Genomic DNA, 16,060 nt, shown 5'->3' on the forward strand with positions numbered 1-16,060 from the left:
GCGGCGTTCACTCCTACAGGTGGTCATCTGGCCTTCTTCTTCCCGGCAACCGTCTTGCGCGGACCCTTGCGGGTGCGTGCGTTCGTGTGGGTCCTCTGACCTCGCACAGGTAGTCCCCGCCGATGCCTGATGCCCTGGTAGGACCCGACTTCGACCTTCCGGCGGATATCTGCTTGAACTTCGCGGCGCAGATCTCCTTCGATCTTGTAGTTCGCCTGGATCCAGTCACGAAGTTTGACGAGGTCCTCATCACCCAGATCGTGCACACGCAGATCCGGGTTGACCTCCGTGGCGGCCAGGGTTTCCTTGGCGCGCGTCCGGCCCATTCCATAGATATAGGTGAGAGCGACCTCGATCCGCTTGTCGCGGGGCAGGTCAACACCAACGAGTCGTGCCATCGGGCGCCGTCCTCTTCCTTGGGTCTGTGGCAGGTCGTCCGCGGTACCGATCCCGCCGCCCGGCGGGTTCCCGGCCTGTCATCCGGGAGTGTCGTCCTGAGCTCGGCACGAGCCAGATCAGGGGACGGGTACCGCTTTTCGCGTCAGCTAGCCCTGACGCTGTTTGTGCCGCGCGTTGCTGCAAATGACCATCACACGCCCTTTGCGGCGTATGACGCGACACTTGTCGCACATCGGCTTCACGCTCGGTTTCACCTTCATGCTGCAAGAACTCCGGCCCTGTCCTACTTGTACCGATAGATGATTCGGCCCCTTGTGAGGTCGTACGGAGACAGCTCCACAACTACGCGGTCGTCCGGGAGTATTCGGATGTAATGCATCCGCATCTTCCCGCTGATATGCGCAAGAACCTTGTGGCCGTTGTCCAGTTCCACTCGGAACATCGCGTTGGGCAATGACTCGACGACGGTGCCTTCAAGCTCGATCGCACCGTCTTTCTTCGCCATTCCCTCGGCTTTCCTAACCCCGGCTATGCACGTCGTGCGCATGGCCAGCCGGTCGAGTCTACGACACGCCCCCCGGAAGCACCAATCGCGGGTCAGTCGCTCAGCGCCGCCATGATGCGTTTGTTCACGTCCTCGATGCTGCCCATTCCGTCGACCTGGACGAGGATGCCCATCTGGGAGTACATGCGCGTCAACGGCTCAGTCTGCTCCGCGTAGACCTCCATGCGCCGCCGGATGACGTCTTCGGTGTCATCGGGCCGACCTTCGATTTGGGCACGCTTCAACAACCGCTGCACAACTTCCTCGGTGTCAGCGGTGATCTCCAGCGCCCGGTCCAGCTCGTAGCCCTGATCTTGGAGAATCCGGTTCAGCTCCGAAACTTGCGGCGCCGTGCGGGGGTATCCGTCCAACAGGAAGCCGCCCACGGCGTCCGGCTCGCTCAACCGCTGCGCCACCATCGCGTTCGTCACGCTGTCAGGCACATACTCCCCGGCATCCATGTGCTTCTTGGCCTCCACGCCTAGTGGCGTGCCCTGGCCGACGTTGGCCCTGAATATCTCCCCCGTCGAGATGTGCGGGATGGACAGGTGCTTGGCGATCAAGGCCGCTTGCGTACCTTTGCCGGCGCCGGGAGGACCCATGATGACCATTCGCATCAGCGGAGGAACCCTTCGTAGTTACGCTGCTGGAGCTGTGACTGTATCTGCTTCACGGTGTCCAGGCCCACCCCAACCATGATGAGCAGACTGGTCCCGCCGAAGACGAAGTTCTGGCCGACTCCCATGCCTCCGAAGGCCACGACGGGCAAAACCGCCACCAGCCCAAGGTAGAGCGAGCCGGGTGCTGTGAGCCTGCTCAGCACATACGCGAGGTACTTGGCCGTCGGCGCACCTGGGCGGATGCCAGGGATGAACCCGTTGCTCTTGTTCAGGTTCTCCGCGACTTCAGTCGGATTGAATGTGATCGAGACGTAGAAGTAGCAGAAGAAGATGATCAAGAGCAAGAAGCCCAGCAGATACAGCGGCTCAGTCCCGTTCTGGAAGTTTGACAGGAACCACTGGGCTACCTCCCCGTCGCCACCGCTTAGCTGAACTATCAGCAGCGGCACGAACATGATGGATGACGCGAAGATCACAGGGATCACGCCCGCCATGTTCACCTTCAACGGAATGTACGTGGAAGCGCCGCCGAAGAAGCGCCGCCCAACCTGGTTCCGGCCATGCTGGACAGGGATCCTGCGCTGGGCCTGTTCGACGAACACCACCAGCCCGACCACCGCCACCCCTATGACCAGCGTCAGAGCGAACGCCAGCCAGCCGCTCTCAGCCAAGATCTTCAAGAACTGGGATGGCATAACAGAGATGATCGATGTGAAGATCAACAACGACATGCCGTTACCGATCCCCCGGTCAGTGATCAGCTCTCCGAGCCACATGATCACACCGGTACCGGCCGTCATCGTAAGCACCATTACGGCCATCTGCTGCGGCGACTGATGCGGGATGATCTCCTCATTACAGCCCTGGAACAGCTGTCCGGGATTGCGCGCCAGCGCCAGAATGCTGGCCGATTGAAGAACCGCCAACCCCATTGTCAAGTACCGCGTGTACTGGGTGATCGTGGCTTGGCCGGCCTGGCCCTCCTTGCGCAGCTTCTCCAGTCGCGGAATGACCACGGCCATCAACTGCAAGATGATCGAAGCCGTGATGTAAGGCATGATCCCCAGCGCGAAAACGCTGAGCTGGAGCAGCGCTCCGCCGGAGAACAGGTTAACCATCGCGAACAGCGGATTGTCCGCAACCACGTCGACGCATGTCTGGACAGCGCGGTAGTCAATCCCGGGCGTAGGCACGACGGATCCCAGCCGGAAGATCGCGATCAACGCGAGCGCCATCAGCATCTTACGCCGCAGATCCGGGGTCCGGAATGCGGAAGCGAATGCTCCTATGTGCACTCAGTGCCTCCTGATCGTGCCAGCGAATCCCGGATGAGCGTATCAGCGCCCCCCTGCCGCCCGGTCCAGATGGCCGCCCTTCGGCGTGACCGGCCAAGGGCCACCCCTCGTGAGCCCTCCGACCCCGGCTTCGCGGTCAACTGATGCAAATCCTCTGTTGATCAAGCTCCGTAGCGATCTTCCCTTCCTGAGCGATCGCGGATCACCTTGATCAACAGAGGATTCGCATCACAGGGCTGACTATCAAGCGCTGGGGGTGCCGCCTCAAACGACCGTCGCCGAGCCGCCCGCCGCGGTGATCTTCTCAGCAGCCGACTTGGAGAACGCGTTCACCGACACGCTCACCGCTATCGCGATAGCGCCGTTGCCCAGGATCTTCACGGGTCGACCAGCGCGAACAGCGCCCTTGGCTACAAGGTCGTCGACACTGACCTCTCCGCCGTCGGGGAACAACTCAGCCAACCGGTCGACATTCACGGTCTGGTACTCGGTGCGGAACGGGTTCTTGAACCCCCTCAGCTTGGGCAGGCGCATGTGCAACGGCATCTGGCCGCCCTCAAAGGACGCCGGAACCGTTCCGCGGGCCCTTGATCCCTTCATTCCGCGCCCGGAAGTCTTGCCCTTAGAGCCTTCGCCGCGACCCTTGCGGATCGGCTCGGTCCTGGCCCCAGGAGCCGGACGCAGGTGATGTGCCTTCAGCATCAGCTGACCTCCTCGACGTCGACCAAGTGCGAAACGACGTTGACCATGCCCCGGATTTCGGGGCGATCGGGCTGCACGACCGAATCCCCGATGCGCTTAAGCCCTAGGGACCTCAAACTGTCGCGCTGTGCCTTGGTCCCGCCTATCTTCGAACGCTTCTGCGTCACTTTGATGCTCGCCATCATGACGTCCCCGCAGCCATCGCTCGACGCAAGTAGTCAGGCGCCACATCCTCAAGTGGCAGGCCACGACGGGCCGCGACCTGCTCGGGCCGCTCCAGCATCTTCAGAGCGCGAACGGTCGCGTGAACGATGTTGATCGGGTTGTCCGAGCCCAGGGACTTGGTGAGCACATCGGCGATTCCGGCGCACTCGAGCACCGCCCGGACCGGACCTCCGGCGATCACGCCCGTACCGGGCGACGCCGGTCGCAGAAGCACGACCCCGGCAGCCTCTTCGCCCACGATCGGGTGCGGAATCGTTCCTTGGATCCGAGGCACCGGGAAGAAGTTCCTCTTGGCCTCTTCGACACCCTTGGCTATCGCCGAGGGCACCTCCTTGGCCTTGCCGTACCCAACTCCGACTCGACCGTCGCCGTCTCCCACCACGACCAGCGCCGTGAAGCTGAAACGCCGCCCGCCCTTGACTACCTTCGACACGCGATTGATCGCCACCACGCGCTCGAGGAAGGCGTTGCGATCTTCCTTGCCGCCACGATCCCTGCGCTCTCTGCGCTCACCGCCGCTGCGTCGCTGCCCTGCCATCTCGTCCTTCTCTCCTCAGCGGACCAACCACCCGTGGGCAGGGGGTCCTTTAGAACTTGAGTCCACCTTCGCGGGCGCCGTCAGCGAGAGCTGCGACCCGGCCGTGGTACTTGTTGCCTCCGCGGTCGAACACCACGTCACCTATGCCCGCCTCGCGGGCCCGGCTCGCCAGGCGTTCGCCCACCAGGCGGGCGCGCCCTGTCTTGTCCGTGGCAGCGCCACGCACGTCGGCTTCCATCGAAGAAGCCGAAGCCAACGTCCGGCCCGCCAGATCGTCTACTACCTGAGCCACCATGTGGCGACTGGACCGGGTCACAACCAAACGGGGCCTGTCGGGCGTGCCCTGAACCTTCTTGCGCACGCGCGAGTGCCGACGCGAACGGGCGACCCGGAAGCGGCTCCCTGAGCCCAACTTCGCAACGACGGACATGGTCACTTACCTGCCTTCCCGGCCTTGCGCCGGATAACTTCGTCGGAGTACCGCACGCCCTTACCTTTGTAGGGCTCGGGCGGACGCAACTTGCGGATACCAGCGGCAACCTCACCGACCTGCTGCTTGTCGATCCCGCGGATGTGGAACTTGGTTGGTGTTTCGACTTCGAACTTGATTCCTGAAGGAGCCTCGACGTTCACCGGGTGGCTGAACCCCAACGCCATCTCGAGATCAGCTCCCTTGGCGACGACGCGATAGCCCGTACCGACGACCTCGAGGGTCTTGCTGTATCCCTCGGTTACGCCGATGACCATGTTGGCTACGAGCGAACGAGTCAGCCCATGCAGCTGGCGGCTGACGCGCTCGTCGTCGGGTCGCGTGACAGTGACGATCCCCTCGGACTCAGCGACCCTGATGGGCTCCGCCACCACTAGCTCAAGCTGCCCGCCGGGGCCGGTGACACCAACGGCCTGGCCGGAGATCGAGACCTTAACCCCTGCTGGGATTGTGATCGGCTGACGACCGATGCGTGACATCTCGACCCCTCACCAAACGTAGGCGAGAACTTCCCCGCCTACCTTCTGCTTGGCCGCTTGCCGCTGAGTCAGCAGCCCGCTGGACGAGGAGATGATCGCCGTGCCCAGTCCGCCCAGGACCCGCGGCAGCTCGGTGCTGCGCGCGTACACGCGCAGACCGGGCTTCGAAACCCGGCGCAACCCGCCGATCGATCGTTCCCGGTTCGGTCCGTACTTCAGGATCAGCGTCAAGGACTTGCCGGTCTCAGCGTCCTCCACCTTGAAATCCGCGATGTAGCCCTCTTGCCGCAGGATCTCGGCGATCCCAACCTTGATCTTCGATGACGGCATGGAAGTGCTCTCGTGATACGCCGAATTGGCGTTCCTCAGTCGCGTCAGCATGTCCGCGATCGGATCAGTCATTGTCATGGCCGCCTCGGCCTTCCTCGCTGCGGTTTCCACCAAAGACCTACAGCGTCGTTTCCGCTACCCACTACCAACTGCTCTTCGTGACACCCGGAAGTTCGCCCCTGTGAGCCATCTCCCGCAGGCACACCCGGCACAGCCCGAACTTGCGGTACACCGAATGCGGACGGCCGCACCTGGTGCAGCGCGTGTAGCCCCGGACGGCGAACTTGGGCTTCGCGTTCGCCTTGTTGACCAATGCCTTCTTCGCCACGTCAGTTCTCCTTGAACGGGAAGCCCAGCAACCGCAGCAAGGCGCGTCCCTCTTCGTCTGTCCCGGCAGTAGTCACTACCGTGATGTCCATTCCGCGTGTCCGGTCGATCTTGTCGGCGTTGACCTCGTGAAACATGACCTGCTCGGTCAAGCCAAACGTGAAGTTGCCGTGGCCGTCGAACTGCTTCGGCGACAATCCCCGGAAGTCGCGGATCCGAGGAAGAGCGAGGGAAACGAGTCGGTCCAAGAACTCCCACATCCTGTCCCCGCGCAGAGTGACCTTCGCGCCGATCTGCTGACCTTCGCGGAGCTTGAACTGGGCGATCGACTTCGTCGCCCGCGTCACGGCCGGGCGCTGACCAGTGATCGCGGTCAGGTCCCTGATCGCGCCCTCGATCAGCTTCGAGTCACGCGCCGCCTCGCCTACGCCCATGTTCACCGACACCTTGCTGACACGGGGCACCCGCATGACATTGCCGAAGCTGAACTCCTCCATCAGGGCGGGAACGATCTGAGAGTCGTAACGCTCCCGAAGCCTCGGTTTGGTCGTTGTCGCGGTAGTCATCGCAGTTCCTTGCCGGTTCGCTTGCTGTATCGAACGTTCCGCGTGGCGGAGTAGGAGGACCCGTCGGCACGCATCTTGTCGACGACCTCGGGGCGGAATCCCACTCTCGTCGCCAACCCGTCCTCAGGATCGACAACCATGACGTTGGACACGTGGATCGGCGCCTCTCGCGTCTCGATCCCACCGGTCTTGCCGCCGCGCGATGACTGCCCGATCTTGGTGTGCTTGCGGACTCGGTTGATCCCCTCGACGATCAGCCGGTCCGACTCAGGCATGACAGCTAGCACTTTCCCGGTCAGTCCACGGTCCTTGCCCGCGATCACCTGCACGGTGTCGCCAGAACGCACAGCCGCACTCATCACAACACCTCCGGAGCCAGCGAAATGATCTTCATGTACTTCTTCTCCCGCAGCTCGCGCCCGACCGGACCAAAGATGCGCGTTCCTCGGGGCTCGCCGTCGGCCTTCAACAGGACCACCGCGTTGTCATCGAACCGGATGTAGGACCCATCGACACGTCGGCTGGCCTTGAGCGTGCGCACAACGACAGCCTTGACGACCTCGCCCTTCTTGACGTTCCCACCAGGTATGGCGTCCTTCACCGTGCATACGACCACGTCGCCAATGCCCGCGTAGCGTCGCCCGGAGCCGCCGAGCACGCGGATGCAAAGCAGCTCCTTGGCACCCGTGTTGTCGGCGACTCTGACTCGCGACTCCTGCTGGATCATCTGTCTTTCTCCTGATCGTCATTCCGGTTCCCGGTCCACTGGGCCTTGCGAGCGCGCCCGTCGCACGGAAGTAGAACCTGCTACTTGGCCTTCTCCAGGACCCGGACGACCCGCCAGCGCTTAGTCGCCGACCGTGGCCTGGTCTCCATCAACTCGACTCTGTCCCCGACCCCGGCGCTGTTGTCCTCGTCGTGAGCCTTCAGCTTGCTCGTGCGTCGCACGACCTTGCCATACATCGCGTGCTTGAATCGGTCCTCCACCGCGACGACAACTGTCTTGTCCATCTTGTCGCTGACGACTAGGCCCTCGCGCACCTTGCGATGTCCGCGGCTGTTGGCCGCTACGTCTTGCGTCATTCCGTGCCCCCTTCGGGCTCGTCGGCCCCCACGATCCCCGTGATGCCGAGCTCACGTTCGCGCAGGACCGTGTAGATCCGAGCGATGTCGCGCCTGACTGCCTTCAGCCGCCCGTGGCTCTCCAACTGGCCTGTGGCCGATTGGAATCTGAGGTTGAACAACTCCGCCTTGAGTTCGAGAAGGCGCGCTGTCAAGTCCTCGTCATCCAGACCCCGTAGCTCGAGCGTCTTGGTACCGACACTCATCAGGCCTCACCTGCCAGATCTCGCCGAATGATCCGGCACTTGACCGGAAGCTTGTGCATGGCTCTCTCCAGTGCTTCCTTGGCGACATGCTCGTCCGGGTAACTCAGTTCGAACATCACCCGGCCAGGCTTGACGTTCGCGACCCACCACTCCGGCGAGCCCTTGCCCGAACCCATCCGCGTCTCGGCGGGCTTCTTGGTCAACGGGCGATCCGGGAAGATGTTGATCCAGACCTTCCCGCCTCGGCGAACCCGGCGGTTGATGGCGATACGGGCGGACTCGATCTGACGGTTCGTGACGTATCCGGGCTCGAGGGACTGCAAACCCCACTCGCCGTTGGACACCCTGGTCTCGCCCTTGGCCAGACCTCTGCGGTTGGGGTGATGCTGTTTGCGGTGCTTGATTCTTCTGGGAACGAGCATCAGCTGACCCCCTCCTGCGCCGCAGCGGGCTGCGCTTCCGCAGGCTGCGCCGCCGCTTCCTGGGCAGCGGGCTGAGCTTCCGATTCGCGAGGAGCCTCGGGCTGCCTCGGGCGGCCACGCCCCGCGCCCGGTGCGCGACGACGGCCCAATAGCTTCTGCGCCTCGGCCTGCTCCCGCTCCGCGCGAGTCGCGGGCACGTCACCTTTGTAGATCCAGACCTTGACGCCGATCCGCCCGAACGTCGTGTGAGCCTCTGCCAACCCGTAGTCGATGTTGGCCCGCAACGTGTGCAGCGGAACGCGGCCTTCCCGGTAGAACTCGGTGCGGCTCATCTCCGCGCCACCAAGGCGTCCAGATACCTGCACCCGGATCCCCTGGGCTCCCGCTTTCAACGTGGACTGCAAAGCCCTGCGCATCGCGCGACGGAACGCCACTCGTCCGGAGAGCTGCTCAGCCACGCCCTGCGCGACGAGCTGCGCTTCGAGCTCAGGGTCCTTGACCTCCAGCACATTCACCTGCACCTGCTTGCCGGTCAGCTCCTCCAGCGATCGCTTCAGTGCGTCGGTCTCCTTGCCGCCGCGACCGATCACGATTCCCGGGCGGGCGGTGTGAACCCACAGCTCGACGCGGCTCTGGGCTCTTTGAATCGTCACCTTGCTGATCGCGGCACGCGGCATGCGTTCGGCGATGAGCCGACGAATCTTCACGTCCTCCTCGACGTAGTCGCGGTAGCGCTGACCAGGCTTGTGCCCGTCCGCGAACCAGTTGGAGGTGTAGTCCGTTGTGTACCCGAGGCGGAAGCCATGCGGGTGGACCTTCTGACCCATTTAGCTCATCTCCTCTTCCCGGCCGCGGACAGATTGGTGCCAGACTCGGCCACGACGACAGTTATGTGGCAGCTCCGCTTCCGGATCCGGTAGGCCCGCCCCTGCGCGCGAGGCTTGATCCGCTTCATCGTCGGTCCCTCGTCCACGTAGGCAGTTGCCACTACCAGGGACCGGCCATCCAGTCCGTGGTTGTTCGTTGCGTTCGCCATCGCACTGTCCAGCACCTTCAGGGTCGGTTCGCTGGCCCCCTGCGGCGCGAAGGTCAGCACTGAGCGTGCCTGATCCGCTGGAAGACCTCTGATGAGGTCCACCACGCGCCGCGCCTTCGTGGGTGACACGCGCACATTTCGCGCCTGTGCCCTGGCTTCCATCACTCAACCCCTTGCTTATCCCGCCCGGCTCAGCGCCGGCGAGCCTTACGGTCGTCTCTCACATGGCCCCGGAACGTACGGGTTGGGGCGAATTCGCCGAGCTTGTGCCCGACCATGTCCTCGCTGATGAACACCGGAACGTGCTTGCGCCCGTCGTGAACCGCGAAAGTGTGGTCGATCATCGCCGGCACGACCATCGATCGTCGCGACCATGTCTTGATCACATTCCGGGTGCCCTTCTCGTTCTGGGCAACTACCTTGGCCATCAAGTGGCTGTCCACAAACGGGCCCTTCTTCAAGCTACGTGGCATCTGCTGCTCTTCCCCTAGCGCTTCTTGCCGGTCTTGCGGCGTCGAATGATCAACTTGTCACTGGACTTCCCAGGCCTCCTGGTCCGCCCTTCTGGCTTGCCCTTCGGACTCACCGGATGGCGTCCCCCGGATGTCTTTCCTTCGCCACCGCCGTGAGGATGATCCACTGGGTTCATCACGACTCCACGAACCGTTGGACGGCGACCCTTCCAGCGCATGCGCCCAGCCTTGCCCCAGTTCAGGTTCGACTGCTCAGCGTTGCCGACCTCCCCGACTGTCGCCCTGCAGCGCACTTCGACGTTTCGGATCTCGCCTGACGGCATCCGCAGCTGCGCTAACTTTCCCTCGCGGGCCACGAGCTGGACACTGCTGCCAGCCGAGCGCGCGATCTTCGCCCCGCCACCGGGGCGCAGCTCCACCGCGTGGATGACAGTCCCGACCGGGATGTTCCGCAAAGGCAGGTTGTTGCCGGGCTTGATGTCCGCAGCTGGGCCGGTTTCGATCCGGTCCCCCGCACGAAGCTTGTTCGGAGCGATGATGTACCGCTTCTCACCATCGGCGAAGTGCAGCAACGCGATGCGCGCGGTCCTGTTCGGGTCGTACTCGATCTGGGCCACCTTCGCCGGAACGCCGTCCTTGTCCCAGCGCCGGAAATCGACAACGCGGTAGGCGCGCTTGTGCCCACCTCCCCGGTGGCGGGTAGTAATCCGCCCAGCACTGTTGCGGCCACCCTTGCCAGGCAAGGGGCGAACCAGCGACTTCTCCGGACGATCGCGCGTGAGCTCAGCGAAGTCGGCGACACTGGAGCCACGACGCCCCGGGGTCGTCGGCTTGTATCTACGGATGCCCATTGCTGCTCACTTCCTGTGTCGTCACGCGGTCAGGAGACCGGCCCGCCGAAGATGTCGATACGGTCGCCCTTCGCAACCGAAACGATCGCGCGCTTGGTGTTGGCCCGACGTCCGAACCCATACCTAGTGCGCACACGCTTTCCCTGGCGATTCATCGTGTTCACCGAGGTGACTTTCACTCCGAACGCGTTCTCTACAGCGATCTTGATCGCGGTCTTGTTCGCCCGCCGATCCACGACGAACGTGTACTTGTTCTCGTCCAGCAGCCTGTAGGTCTTTTCCGAGACCGCGGGGCCTACCAGGATGTTCCTTGGATCGATGATCCTCATGCCGTCGCCCCCTCGGCCTTCTCTGAGAAGCCACGGGCAGCCAGGAACTCCGCCAAACCCTCTCTGGAGAACACGACCCGGTCACTGATAACCACGTCGTAGGCGCTTGCCTGGTCCGCGGACACCAACTGCACCGCGGGCACGTTGCGCAGGGACAGCCATGTCGTTTCCTCGCCGCGCGACAGCACTACAAGGATCCGGCCATCCAACGCCCAGTCACCCAGAGCCGCGAGTGCGGCCTTTGTGCTTGGCGTCTCACCCGTCACCAGCTCGGTGACGACGCTGACCCTTCCGGCCCTTGCCCTGTCGGAGAGCACTCCCCTAAGTGCCGCTGCCTTCATCTTCTTGGGCGTGCGCTGCGAGTAGTCCCGAGGCGTCGGGCCGTGCACGACCCCACCGCCGGTGAACTGAGGAGCCCTGATCGAACCCTGCCGGGCGCGACCGGTGCCCTTCTGCTTGTACGGCTTGCGGCCGCCACCGGAAACCTGCGCTCGGGTCTTCGTCGAATGATTCCCGCTGCGGGCCGCGGCGAGTTGCGCCACGACTACTTGATGGATCAGCGGCACGTTGGTCTCAACGTCGAATAGCTCCGCTGGAAGCTCGACGGATTCCACGGCTTCTCCGGAAGCACCGCGGACCTCTACGGCGGTCATGACTGACCTCCCTTCGCGGAGAATCGGATGAGGACAACCGAACCGTTGGGGCCGGGCACCGCTCCGCGGATTAGCAGGACCCCATTGGCCGTATCCACCTTGTGGACCAGAAGGTTCGGCGTCGTGTGCCGCGCGCCACCCATGCGCCCAGCCATCCGAAGGCCCTTGAAGACCCGGGCGGGCGTCGCGCACGCGCCGATCGATCCCGGAGAACGGTGCTTTCGGTCCACACCGTGCGACGCACGCAGGCCGTGGAAGCCATGGCGCTTCATGACGCCGGCGTATCCCTTGCCCTTAGTCGTTCCCGTAACGTCGACGCGCTGGCCCGCGCTGAATACGGTCACGTCGAACTCATCGCCGGGTGACAGCTCTGACACGTCATCGATGCGCAGTTCCACTAGGTGACGCCTGGGCGTGACACCAGCCTTGGCGAAGTGGCCCGCCATCGGCTTGGTGACCTTGCGGGGATCGATCTGTCCGTACCCGATCTGAACGGCGGAATAGCCATCCGATTCCTGCGACCGAACCTGCGTGACAACGCAGGGCCCTGTCTTCACGACGGTCACGGGCACGACACGGTTGTTCTCGTCCCAAACCTGTGTCATCCCGAGCTTCGTGCCCAGTAGTCCTTTGACCGCGGTGCTCATTTTCCTCAGCCCTTGATCTCAATCGAGACGCCTGACGGCAGGTCCAAGCGCATCAGTGCGTCAACCGTCTTCGGTGTCGGGTCGATGATGTCGATCAGTCGCTTGTGCGTACGCATCTCGAAGTGCTCGCGACTGTCCTTGTACTTGTGCGGCGACCGGATGACGCAGTAGACGTTCTTCTCCGTCGGCAGAGGCACCGGCCCGGCGACCTTCGCTCCGGTACGCGTAGCGGTCTCGATGATCCGGCGGGCCGACTTGTCGATCACATCGTGGTCGTAAGCCTTGAGCCGGATGCGGATCTTCTGTTCCGCCATGGTGCCTGTGTCCTTATCTATTCAGCTGGTGCGGCGACGGTTGCCGCCGCACCAGCTCCTTGACTAGCTACTTGATGATCTTCGTGACTCGGCCAGCGCCGACGGTGCGACCACCCTCGCGGATCGCGAACCGCTGACCCTCTTCCAGCGCGATGGGCTGGATCAGGGCAACCGTCATGTCGGTGTTGTCGCCAGGCATGACCATCTCTTTGCCCTCAGGCAACGAAACGATCCCAGTCACGTCCGTGGTCCGTATGTAGAACTGCGGGCGGTACGACTCGAAGAACGGGGTGTGACGCCCGCCCTCTTCCTTCGACAGCACGTAGACCTGGGCCTCGAAATCGGTGTGCGGGGTCGTCGTGCCCGGCTTGATGACAACCTGGCCGCGCTCGACATCCTCGCGCTTCGTGCCGCGAAGCAGAAGGCCAACGTTCTCACCGGCCTGTCCTTCGTCCAGCAACTTGCGGAACATCTCCACACCAGTCACGACGGTCTTTGTCGACGTCGGCCTGATTCCAATAACCTCGACCTCCTCGTTGACCTTCACAACGCCGCGCTCGATGCGGCCGGTCACAACCGTCCCGCGCCCTGTGATGGTGAACACGTCCTCGATCGGCATCAGGAACGGCTTGTCGATCTCCCTCTCGGGGGTCGGGATGAACTCATCCACCGCGTCCATCAGCTCCTGGATCGCTTCCCCCCACTTGGCGTCGCCCTGCAAGGCCGGGAAGGCGGCGACGCGCACAACGGGGGTGTCATCGCCTGGGAACTCGTAGGTTGTAAGCAGCTCGCGTACCTCGAGCTCAACAAGCTCAAGAATCTCGTCGTCGTCGACCATGTCGCACTTGTTGAGCGCGACAACGATCGACGGCACACCAACCTGGCGGGCGAGCAGCACATGCTCCTTGGTCTGGGGCATGGGCCCGTCAGTCGCCGCGACTACCAGGATCGCACCGTCCATCTGAGCAGCACCGGTGATCATGTTCTTGATGTAGTCCGCGTGACCTGGGCAGTCGACGTGGGCGTAGTGACGCGCCTCCGTCTGGTACTCCACGTGCGCGATCGAGATCGTGATCCCTCGCTGACGCTCCTCCGGAGCCTTGTCGATCTCGTCGAAAGGCGTGAAGGGGTTAATATCCGGGTGCTTGTCATGCAGCACCTTCGTAATGGCCGCCGTCAGCGTCGTCTTACCGTGGTCGATGTGACCGATGGTGCCGATGTTGACGTGCGGCTTCGTCCGCTCGAACTTCGCCTTCGCCACTTGGGTCCTCCTTGACCTCGTACCGCGGCTAGCGACCGATTGGTCGCAGCCCTGGGTGGTTTCGTATTCCTTCCCATTCCGGGTCGCTCCTAAGTGCGCGGCCCGGCAAGTATTCAGTTGTTTCCCGTCACCTACTCGCCCCTCGCCTTCGCGACGATCTCAGTGGCAACGTTGGTGGGGACCTGAGCATAGGAGTCGAACTGCATGCTGTAGGAAGCACGGCCCTGGGTCCGGCTGCGTAGGTCCCCCACATAGCCGAACATCTCCGACAGCGGCACGACCGCCGATACGACTCTGGCCCCCGACTGCTCGTCCATTGAGTGCACGTGCCCACGCCGGGAGTTCAGATCACCGATCACGTCCCCCATGAAGTCGTCCGGTGTGGTCACCTCAACGGCCATGATCGGCTCCAGGAGAACCGGTCCGGCGCGGTTGGCGGCCTGCTTGAAAGCCATGGACCCGGCTATCTTGAATGCCAGCTCGGAGGAGTCGACGTCGTGTGAAGCGCCGTCCCGCAGCGTGACCTTGACGTCGACCATCGGGTACCCGGCGAGAACGCCGTACTCCATCGCGTCCTGGCATCCAGCGTCGACGCTTGGGATGTACTCCTTGGGGATACGGCCACCGGTGACCTTGTTAGCGAACTCGTAGCCGCCGTCACCATCTCCGCCAGCGGGCTCGATGTCGATGACAACACGCCCAAACTGACCGGATCCACCGGTCTGCTTCTTGTGCGTGTACTCGACCTTCTCCACCTTCTTGGTGATGGTCTCCCGATAGGCCACCTGGGGCCGCCCAATGTTCGCCTCGACCCCGAACTCCCGCCGCATCCGGTCGACGAGGACCTCCAGGTGCAGTTCGCCCATGCCGGCGATGATCGTCTGGCCGGTCTCTTCGTCGCTTCGGACCTGGAACGTTGGGTCCTCGTCCGCCAGCCGCTGGATCGCGGTCGCCAACTTGTCCTGGTCGCTCTTGGTCTTGGGCTCGATGGCCACTGAGATGACGGGCGCCGGGAACGACATGGACTCCAGAACGACGGGCTTGTTGGGGTCACAGAGCGTCTCGCCGGTCGTCGTCATCTTCAGTCCCATGACGGCAACGATCTCTCCGGCCCCGACGGAGGCGATCTCCTCACGCTTGTTGGCGTGCATCCTGTAGATCTTGCCGATCCGTTCCTTCTTGCCCTTGACGCTGTTGAGAACGTGGGATCCGGCCGTCAGTGAGCCCGAGTACACCCGCAGATAGGTCAACTTGCCCAAGTGCGGATCGCTCATGATCTTGAACGCCAGAGCCGCGAAAGGTGCGCTCGTCGACGGCTCCCGCTCAACGATCTCGTCCTCATCGCGAGTCGAGTGACCCTTGATCGCCCGAACATCCAGAGGCGACGGCAAGTACGCGACGACGGCGTCGAGCAACGGCTGGACGCCCTTGTTCTTGAAGGAGGAGCCGCATAGAACGGGAGTCAGCGAGCCCGCGATGGTCGCGCGGCGGATAGCGGCGCGCAACTCGTCCGCGGATGGCTCTTGCCCGTCGAGGTATTTCTCCATCATGTCGTCGTCGGCTTCAGCGATGGTCTCAAGCAGCCGGTCCCGCCACTCACGCGCGACCTGCTGGTGGCTGGCGGGAATCTCACGGTCCTCGTAGTCGTCGCCAATCTGCGTCGAGTCTGGCCAGATCAGCGCCCGGCTACTGACCAGGTCGATAACACCGGTGAATCCGGCTTCGGCGCCTATCGGCAGCTGCAGCACCAGCGGCGTGGCGGACAGCCGGTTCTCGATCATGTCGACACACCGGTGGAATTCCGCTCCCACCCGGTCGAGCTTGTTGACGAAGCTAATGCGCGGGACCTCGTAGCGGTCAGCCTGACGCCAGACCGTCTCCGATTGGGGTTCGACACCGGCCACTCCGTCGAACACGGCCACAGCTCCGTCGAGCACGCGCAGCGATCGCTCCACCTCCACCGTGAAGTCCACGTGGCCGGGTGTGTCAATGATGTTGATCTGGTGGTCGGCCCAATGGCAGGTCGTCGCGGCGGAAGTAATTGTGATCCCCCGCTCCTGCTCCTGCTCCATCCAGTCCATCGTGGCGGCGCCCTCGTGGACCTCACCGATCTTGTAGTTGATGCCCGTGTAGAACAGTATCCGCTCGGTGGTCGTCGTCTTGCCCGCGTCGATATGCGCCATGATCCCGATATTCCGGACCTTGGCCAGATCAATGGTGGACATGATTTC

The 16,060-nt window shown here is 63.3% G+C and carries 28 protein-coding genes; all 28 read right to left on the reverse strand.

Annotated features, from left to right (window positions below):
• Positions 1-23 precede the first annotated feature (23 nt).
• The 28 genes from rpsM to fusA all read right to left on the reverse strand — a co-directional run bounded on the left by rpsM (position 24) and on the right by fusA (position 16,054).
• Complete coding sequence (gene rpsM, locus Q8P38_08710) at positions 24-398, reverse strand: 30S ribosomal protein S13 (protein MDP4014679.1); 375 nt, start codon at positions 396-398, stop codon at positions 24-26.
• Positions 399-545: 147 nt separating this feature from the next.
• Positions 546-659: a 50S ribosomal protein L36 gene (gene rpmJ, locus Q8P38_08715; GenBank protein ID MDP4014680.1), complete on the reverse strand. Its 114-nt coding sequence runs from the start codon at positions 657-659 to the stop codon at positions 546-548.
• 23 nt (positions 660-682) lie between these two features.
• Entirely contained in the window at positions 683-904 is a 222-nt protein-coding gene (infA, locus tag Q8P38_08720; protein MDP4014681.1) for a translation initiation factor IF-1, read from the reverse strand.
• A gap of 92 nt (positions 905-996) precedes the next feature.
• A complete protein-coding gene (locus Q8P38_08725; protein ID MDP4014682.1) occupies positions 997-1,560 on the reverse strand; it encodes an adenylate kinase in 564 nt (187 codons plus the stop codon).
• Complete coding sequence (gene secY, locus Q8P38_08730) at positions 1,560-2,858, reverse strand: preprotein translocase subunit SecY (GenBank protein MDP4014683.1); 1,299 nt, start codon at positions 2,856-2,858, stop codon at positions 1,560-1,562. The genes Q8P38_08725 and secY overlap by 1 nt, the downstream gene beginning before the upstream one ends.
• Positions 2,859-3,122: 264 nt before the next feature.
• The gene (gene rplO / locus Q8P38_08735; protein MDP4014684.1) at positions 3,123-3,560 is read right to left on the reverse strand and encodes a 50S ribosomal protein L15; all 438 of its coding nucleotides are present in this window, start codon (positions 3,558-3,560) and stop codon (positions 3,123-3,125) included.
• Positions 3,560-3,742: a 50S ribosomal protein L30 gene (rpmD, locus tag Q8P38_08740; GenBank protein MDP4014685.1), complete on the reverse strand. Its 183-nt coding sequence runs from the start codon at positions 3,740-3,742 to the stop codon at positions 3,560-3,562. Before rpmD ends, rplO begins: the two co-directional genes overlap by 1 nt.
• Entirely contained in the window at positions 3,742-4,323 is a 582-nt protein-coding gene (gene rpsE / locus Q8P38_08745) for a 30S ribosomal protein S5 (GenBank protein MDP4014686.1), read from the reverse strand. The genes rpmD and rpsE overlap by 1 nt, the downstream gene beginning before the upstream one ends.
• Positions 4,324-4,372: 49 nt before the next feature.
• Positions 4,373-4,753, reverse strand: a complete 381-nt coding sequence (rplR, locus tag Q8P38_08750) for a 50S ribosomal protein L18 (protein MDP4014687.1) — start codon at positions 4,751-4,753, stop codon at positions 4,373-4,375.
• Positions 4,754-4,755: 2 nt separating this feature from the next.
• On the reverse strand, positions 4,756-5,292 hold the full coding sequence (gene rplF, locus Q8P38_08755; GenBank protein MDP4014688.1) for a 50S ribosomal protein L6: 537 nt from the start codon (positions 5,290-5,292) through the stop codon (positions 4,756-4,758).
• A 9-nt stretch (positions 5,293-5,301) separates the two neighbouring features.
• Positions 5,302-5,700: a 30S ribosomal protein S8 gene (gene rpsH / locus Q8P38_08760; GenBank protein ID MDP4014689.1), complete on the reverse strand. Its 399-nt coding sequence runs from the start codon at positions 5,698-5,700 to the stop codon at positions 5,302-5,304.
• A gap of 64 nt (positions 5,701-5,764) precedes the next feature.
• Positions 5,765-5,950 (reverse strand): type Z 30S ribosomal protein S14, encoded by a 186-nt coding sequence (locus tag Q8P38_08765; GenBank protein MDP4014690.1) that lies wholly within the window; start codon positions 5,948-5,950, stop codon positions 5,765-5,767.
• A 1-nt stretch (position 5,951) separates the two neighbouring features.
• Positions 5,952-6,515 (reverse strand): 50S ribosomal protein L5, encoded by a 564-nt coding sequence (gene rplE / locus Q8P38_08770; protein MDP4014691.1) that lies wholly within the window; start codon positions 6,513-6,515, stop codon positions 5,952-5,954.
• Positions 6,512-6,874 carry a 50S ribosomal protein L24 gene (gene rplX, locus Q8P38_08775; GenBank protein MDP4014692.1) on the reverse strand — a complete coding sequence of 121 codons (363 nt, stop codon included), beginning with the start codon at positions 6,872-6,874 and terminating at the stop codon, positions 6,512-6,514. Before rplX ends, rplE begins: the two co-directional genes overlap by 4 nt.
• On the reverse strand, positions 6,874-7,242 hold the full coding sequence (rplN, locus tag Q8P38_08780; protein MDP4014693.1) for a 50S ribosomal protein L14: 369 nt from the start codon (positions 7,240-7,242) through the stop codon (positions 6,874-6,876). Before rplN ends, rplX begins: the two co-directional genes overlap by 1 nt.
• Positions 7,243-7,322: 80 nt before the next feature.
• Positions 7,323-7,598 carry a 30S ribosomal protein S17 gene (gene rpsQ / locus Q8P38_08785; GenBank protein ID MDP4014694.1) on the reverse strand — a complete coding sequence of 92 codons (276 nt, stop codon included), beginning with the start codon at positions 7,596-7,598 and terminating at the stop codon, positions 7,323-7,325.
• Positions 7,595-7,843 carry a 50S ribosomal protein L29 gene (rpmC, locus tag Q8P38_08790; protein ID MDP4014695.1) on the reverse strand — a complete coding sequence of 83 codons (249 nt, stop codon included), beginning with the start codon at positions 7,841-7,843 and terminating at the stop codon, positions 7,595-7,597. Before rpmC ends, rpsQ begins: the two co-directional genes overlap by 4 nt.
• Positions 7,843-8,265, reverse strand: coding sequence for a 50S ribosomal protein L16 (gene rplP / locus Q8P38_08795; GenBank protein ID MDP4014696.1), 423 nt, complete (start codon positions 8,263-8,265; stop codon positions 7,843-7,845). Before rplP ends, rpmC begins: the two co-directional genes overlap by 1 nt.
• A complete protein-coding gene (gene rpsC / locus Q8P38_08800) occupies positions 8,265-9,092 on the reverse strand; it encodes a 30S ribosomal protein S3 (GenBank protein ID MDP4014697.1) in 828 nt (275 codons plus the stop codon). The genes rplP and rpsC overlap by 1 nt, the downstream gene beginning before the upstream one ends.
• A 5-nt stretch (positions 9,093-9,097) precedes the next feature.
• Positions 9,098-9,463 (reverse strand): 50S ribosomal protein L22, encoded by a 366-nt coding sequence (gene rplV, locus Q8P38_08805; GenBank protein MDP4014698.1) that lies wholly within the window; start codon positions 9,461-9,463, stop codon positions 9,098-9,100.
• A gap of 29 nt (positions 9,464-9,492) precedes the next feature.
• Positions 9,493-9,774 (reverse strand): 30S ribosomal protein S19, encoded by a 282-nt coding sequence (rpsS, locus tag Q8P38_08810; protein ID MDP4014699.1) that lies wholly within the window; start codon positions 9,772-9,774, stop codon positions 9,493-9,495.
• A 14-nt stretch (positions 9,775-9,788) separates the two neighbouring features.
• A complete protein-coding gene (rplB, locus tag Q8P38_08815; GenBank protein MDP4014700.1) occupies positions 9,789-10,625 on the reverse strand; it encodes a 50S ribosomal protein L2 in 837 nt (278 codons plus the stop codon).
• 29 nt (positions 10,626-10,654) lie between these two features.
• Positions 10,655-10,954 carry a 50S ribosomal protein L23 gene (gene rplW, locus Q8P38_08820; GenBank protein MDP4014701.1) on the reverse strand — a complete coding sequence of 100 codons (300 nt, stop codon included), beginning with the start codon at positions 10,952-10,954 and terminating at the stop codon, positions 10,655-10,657.
• Positions 10,951-11,607, reverse strand: coding sequence for a 50S ribosomal protein L4 (gene rplD, locus Q8P38_08825; GenBank protein MDP4014702.1), 657 nt, complete (start codon positions 11,605-11,607; stop codon positions 10,951-10,953). Before rplD ends, rplW begins: the two co-directional genes overlap by 4 nt.
• The gene (gene rplC / locus Q8P38_08830) at positions 11,604-12,254 is read right to left on the reverse strand and encodes a 50S ribosomal protein L3 (GenBank protein MDP4014703.1); all 651 of its coding nucleotides are present in this window, start codon (positions 12,252-12,254) and stop codon (positions 11,604-11,606) included. Before rplC ends, rplD begins: the two co-directional genes overlap by 4 nt.
• 5 nt (positions 12,255-12,259) lie before the next feature.
• Entirely contained in the window at positions 12,260-12,568 is a 309-nt protein-coding gene (rpsJ, locus tag Q8P38_08835) for a 30S ribosomal protein S10 (protein ID MDP4014704.1), read from the reverse strand.
• Between the two features lie 67 nt (positions 12,569-12,635).
• Complete coding sequence (gene tuf / locus Q8P38_08840; protein ID MDP4014705.1) at positions 12,636-13,829, reverse strand: elongation factor Tu; 1,194 nt, start codon at positions 13,827-13,829, stop codon at positions 12,636-12,638.
• 131 nt (positions 13,830-13,960) lie between these two features.
• Positions 13,961-16,054, reverse strand: coding sequence for an elongation factor G (fusA, locus tag Q8P38_08845; protein ID MDP4014706.1), 2,094 nt, complete (start codon positions 16,052-16,054; stop codon positions 13,961-13,963).
• Positions 16,055-16,060: the final 6 nt, after the last annotated feature.

It is taken from the genome of Candidatus Nanopelagicales bacterium (genome assembly GCA_030700225.1).
Lineage (GTDB): Bacteria > Actinomycetota > Actinomycetes > S36-B12.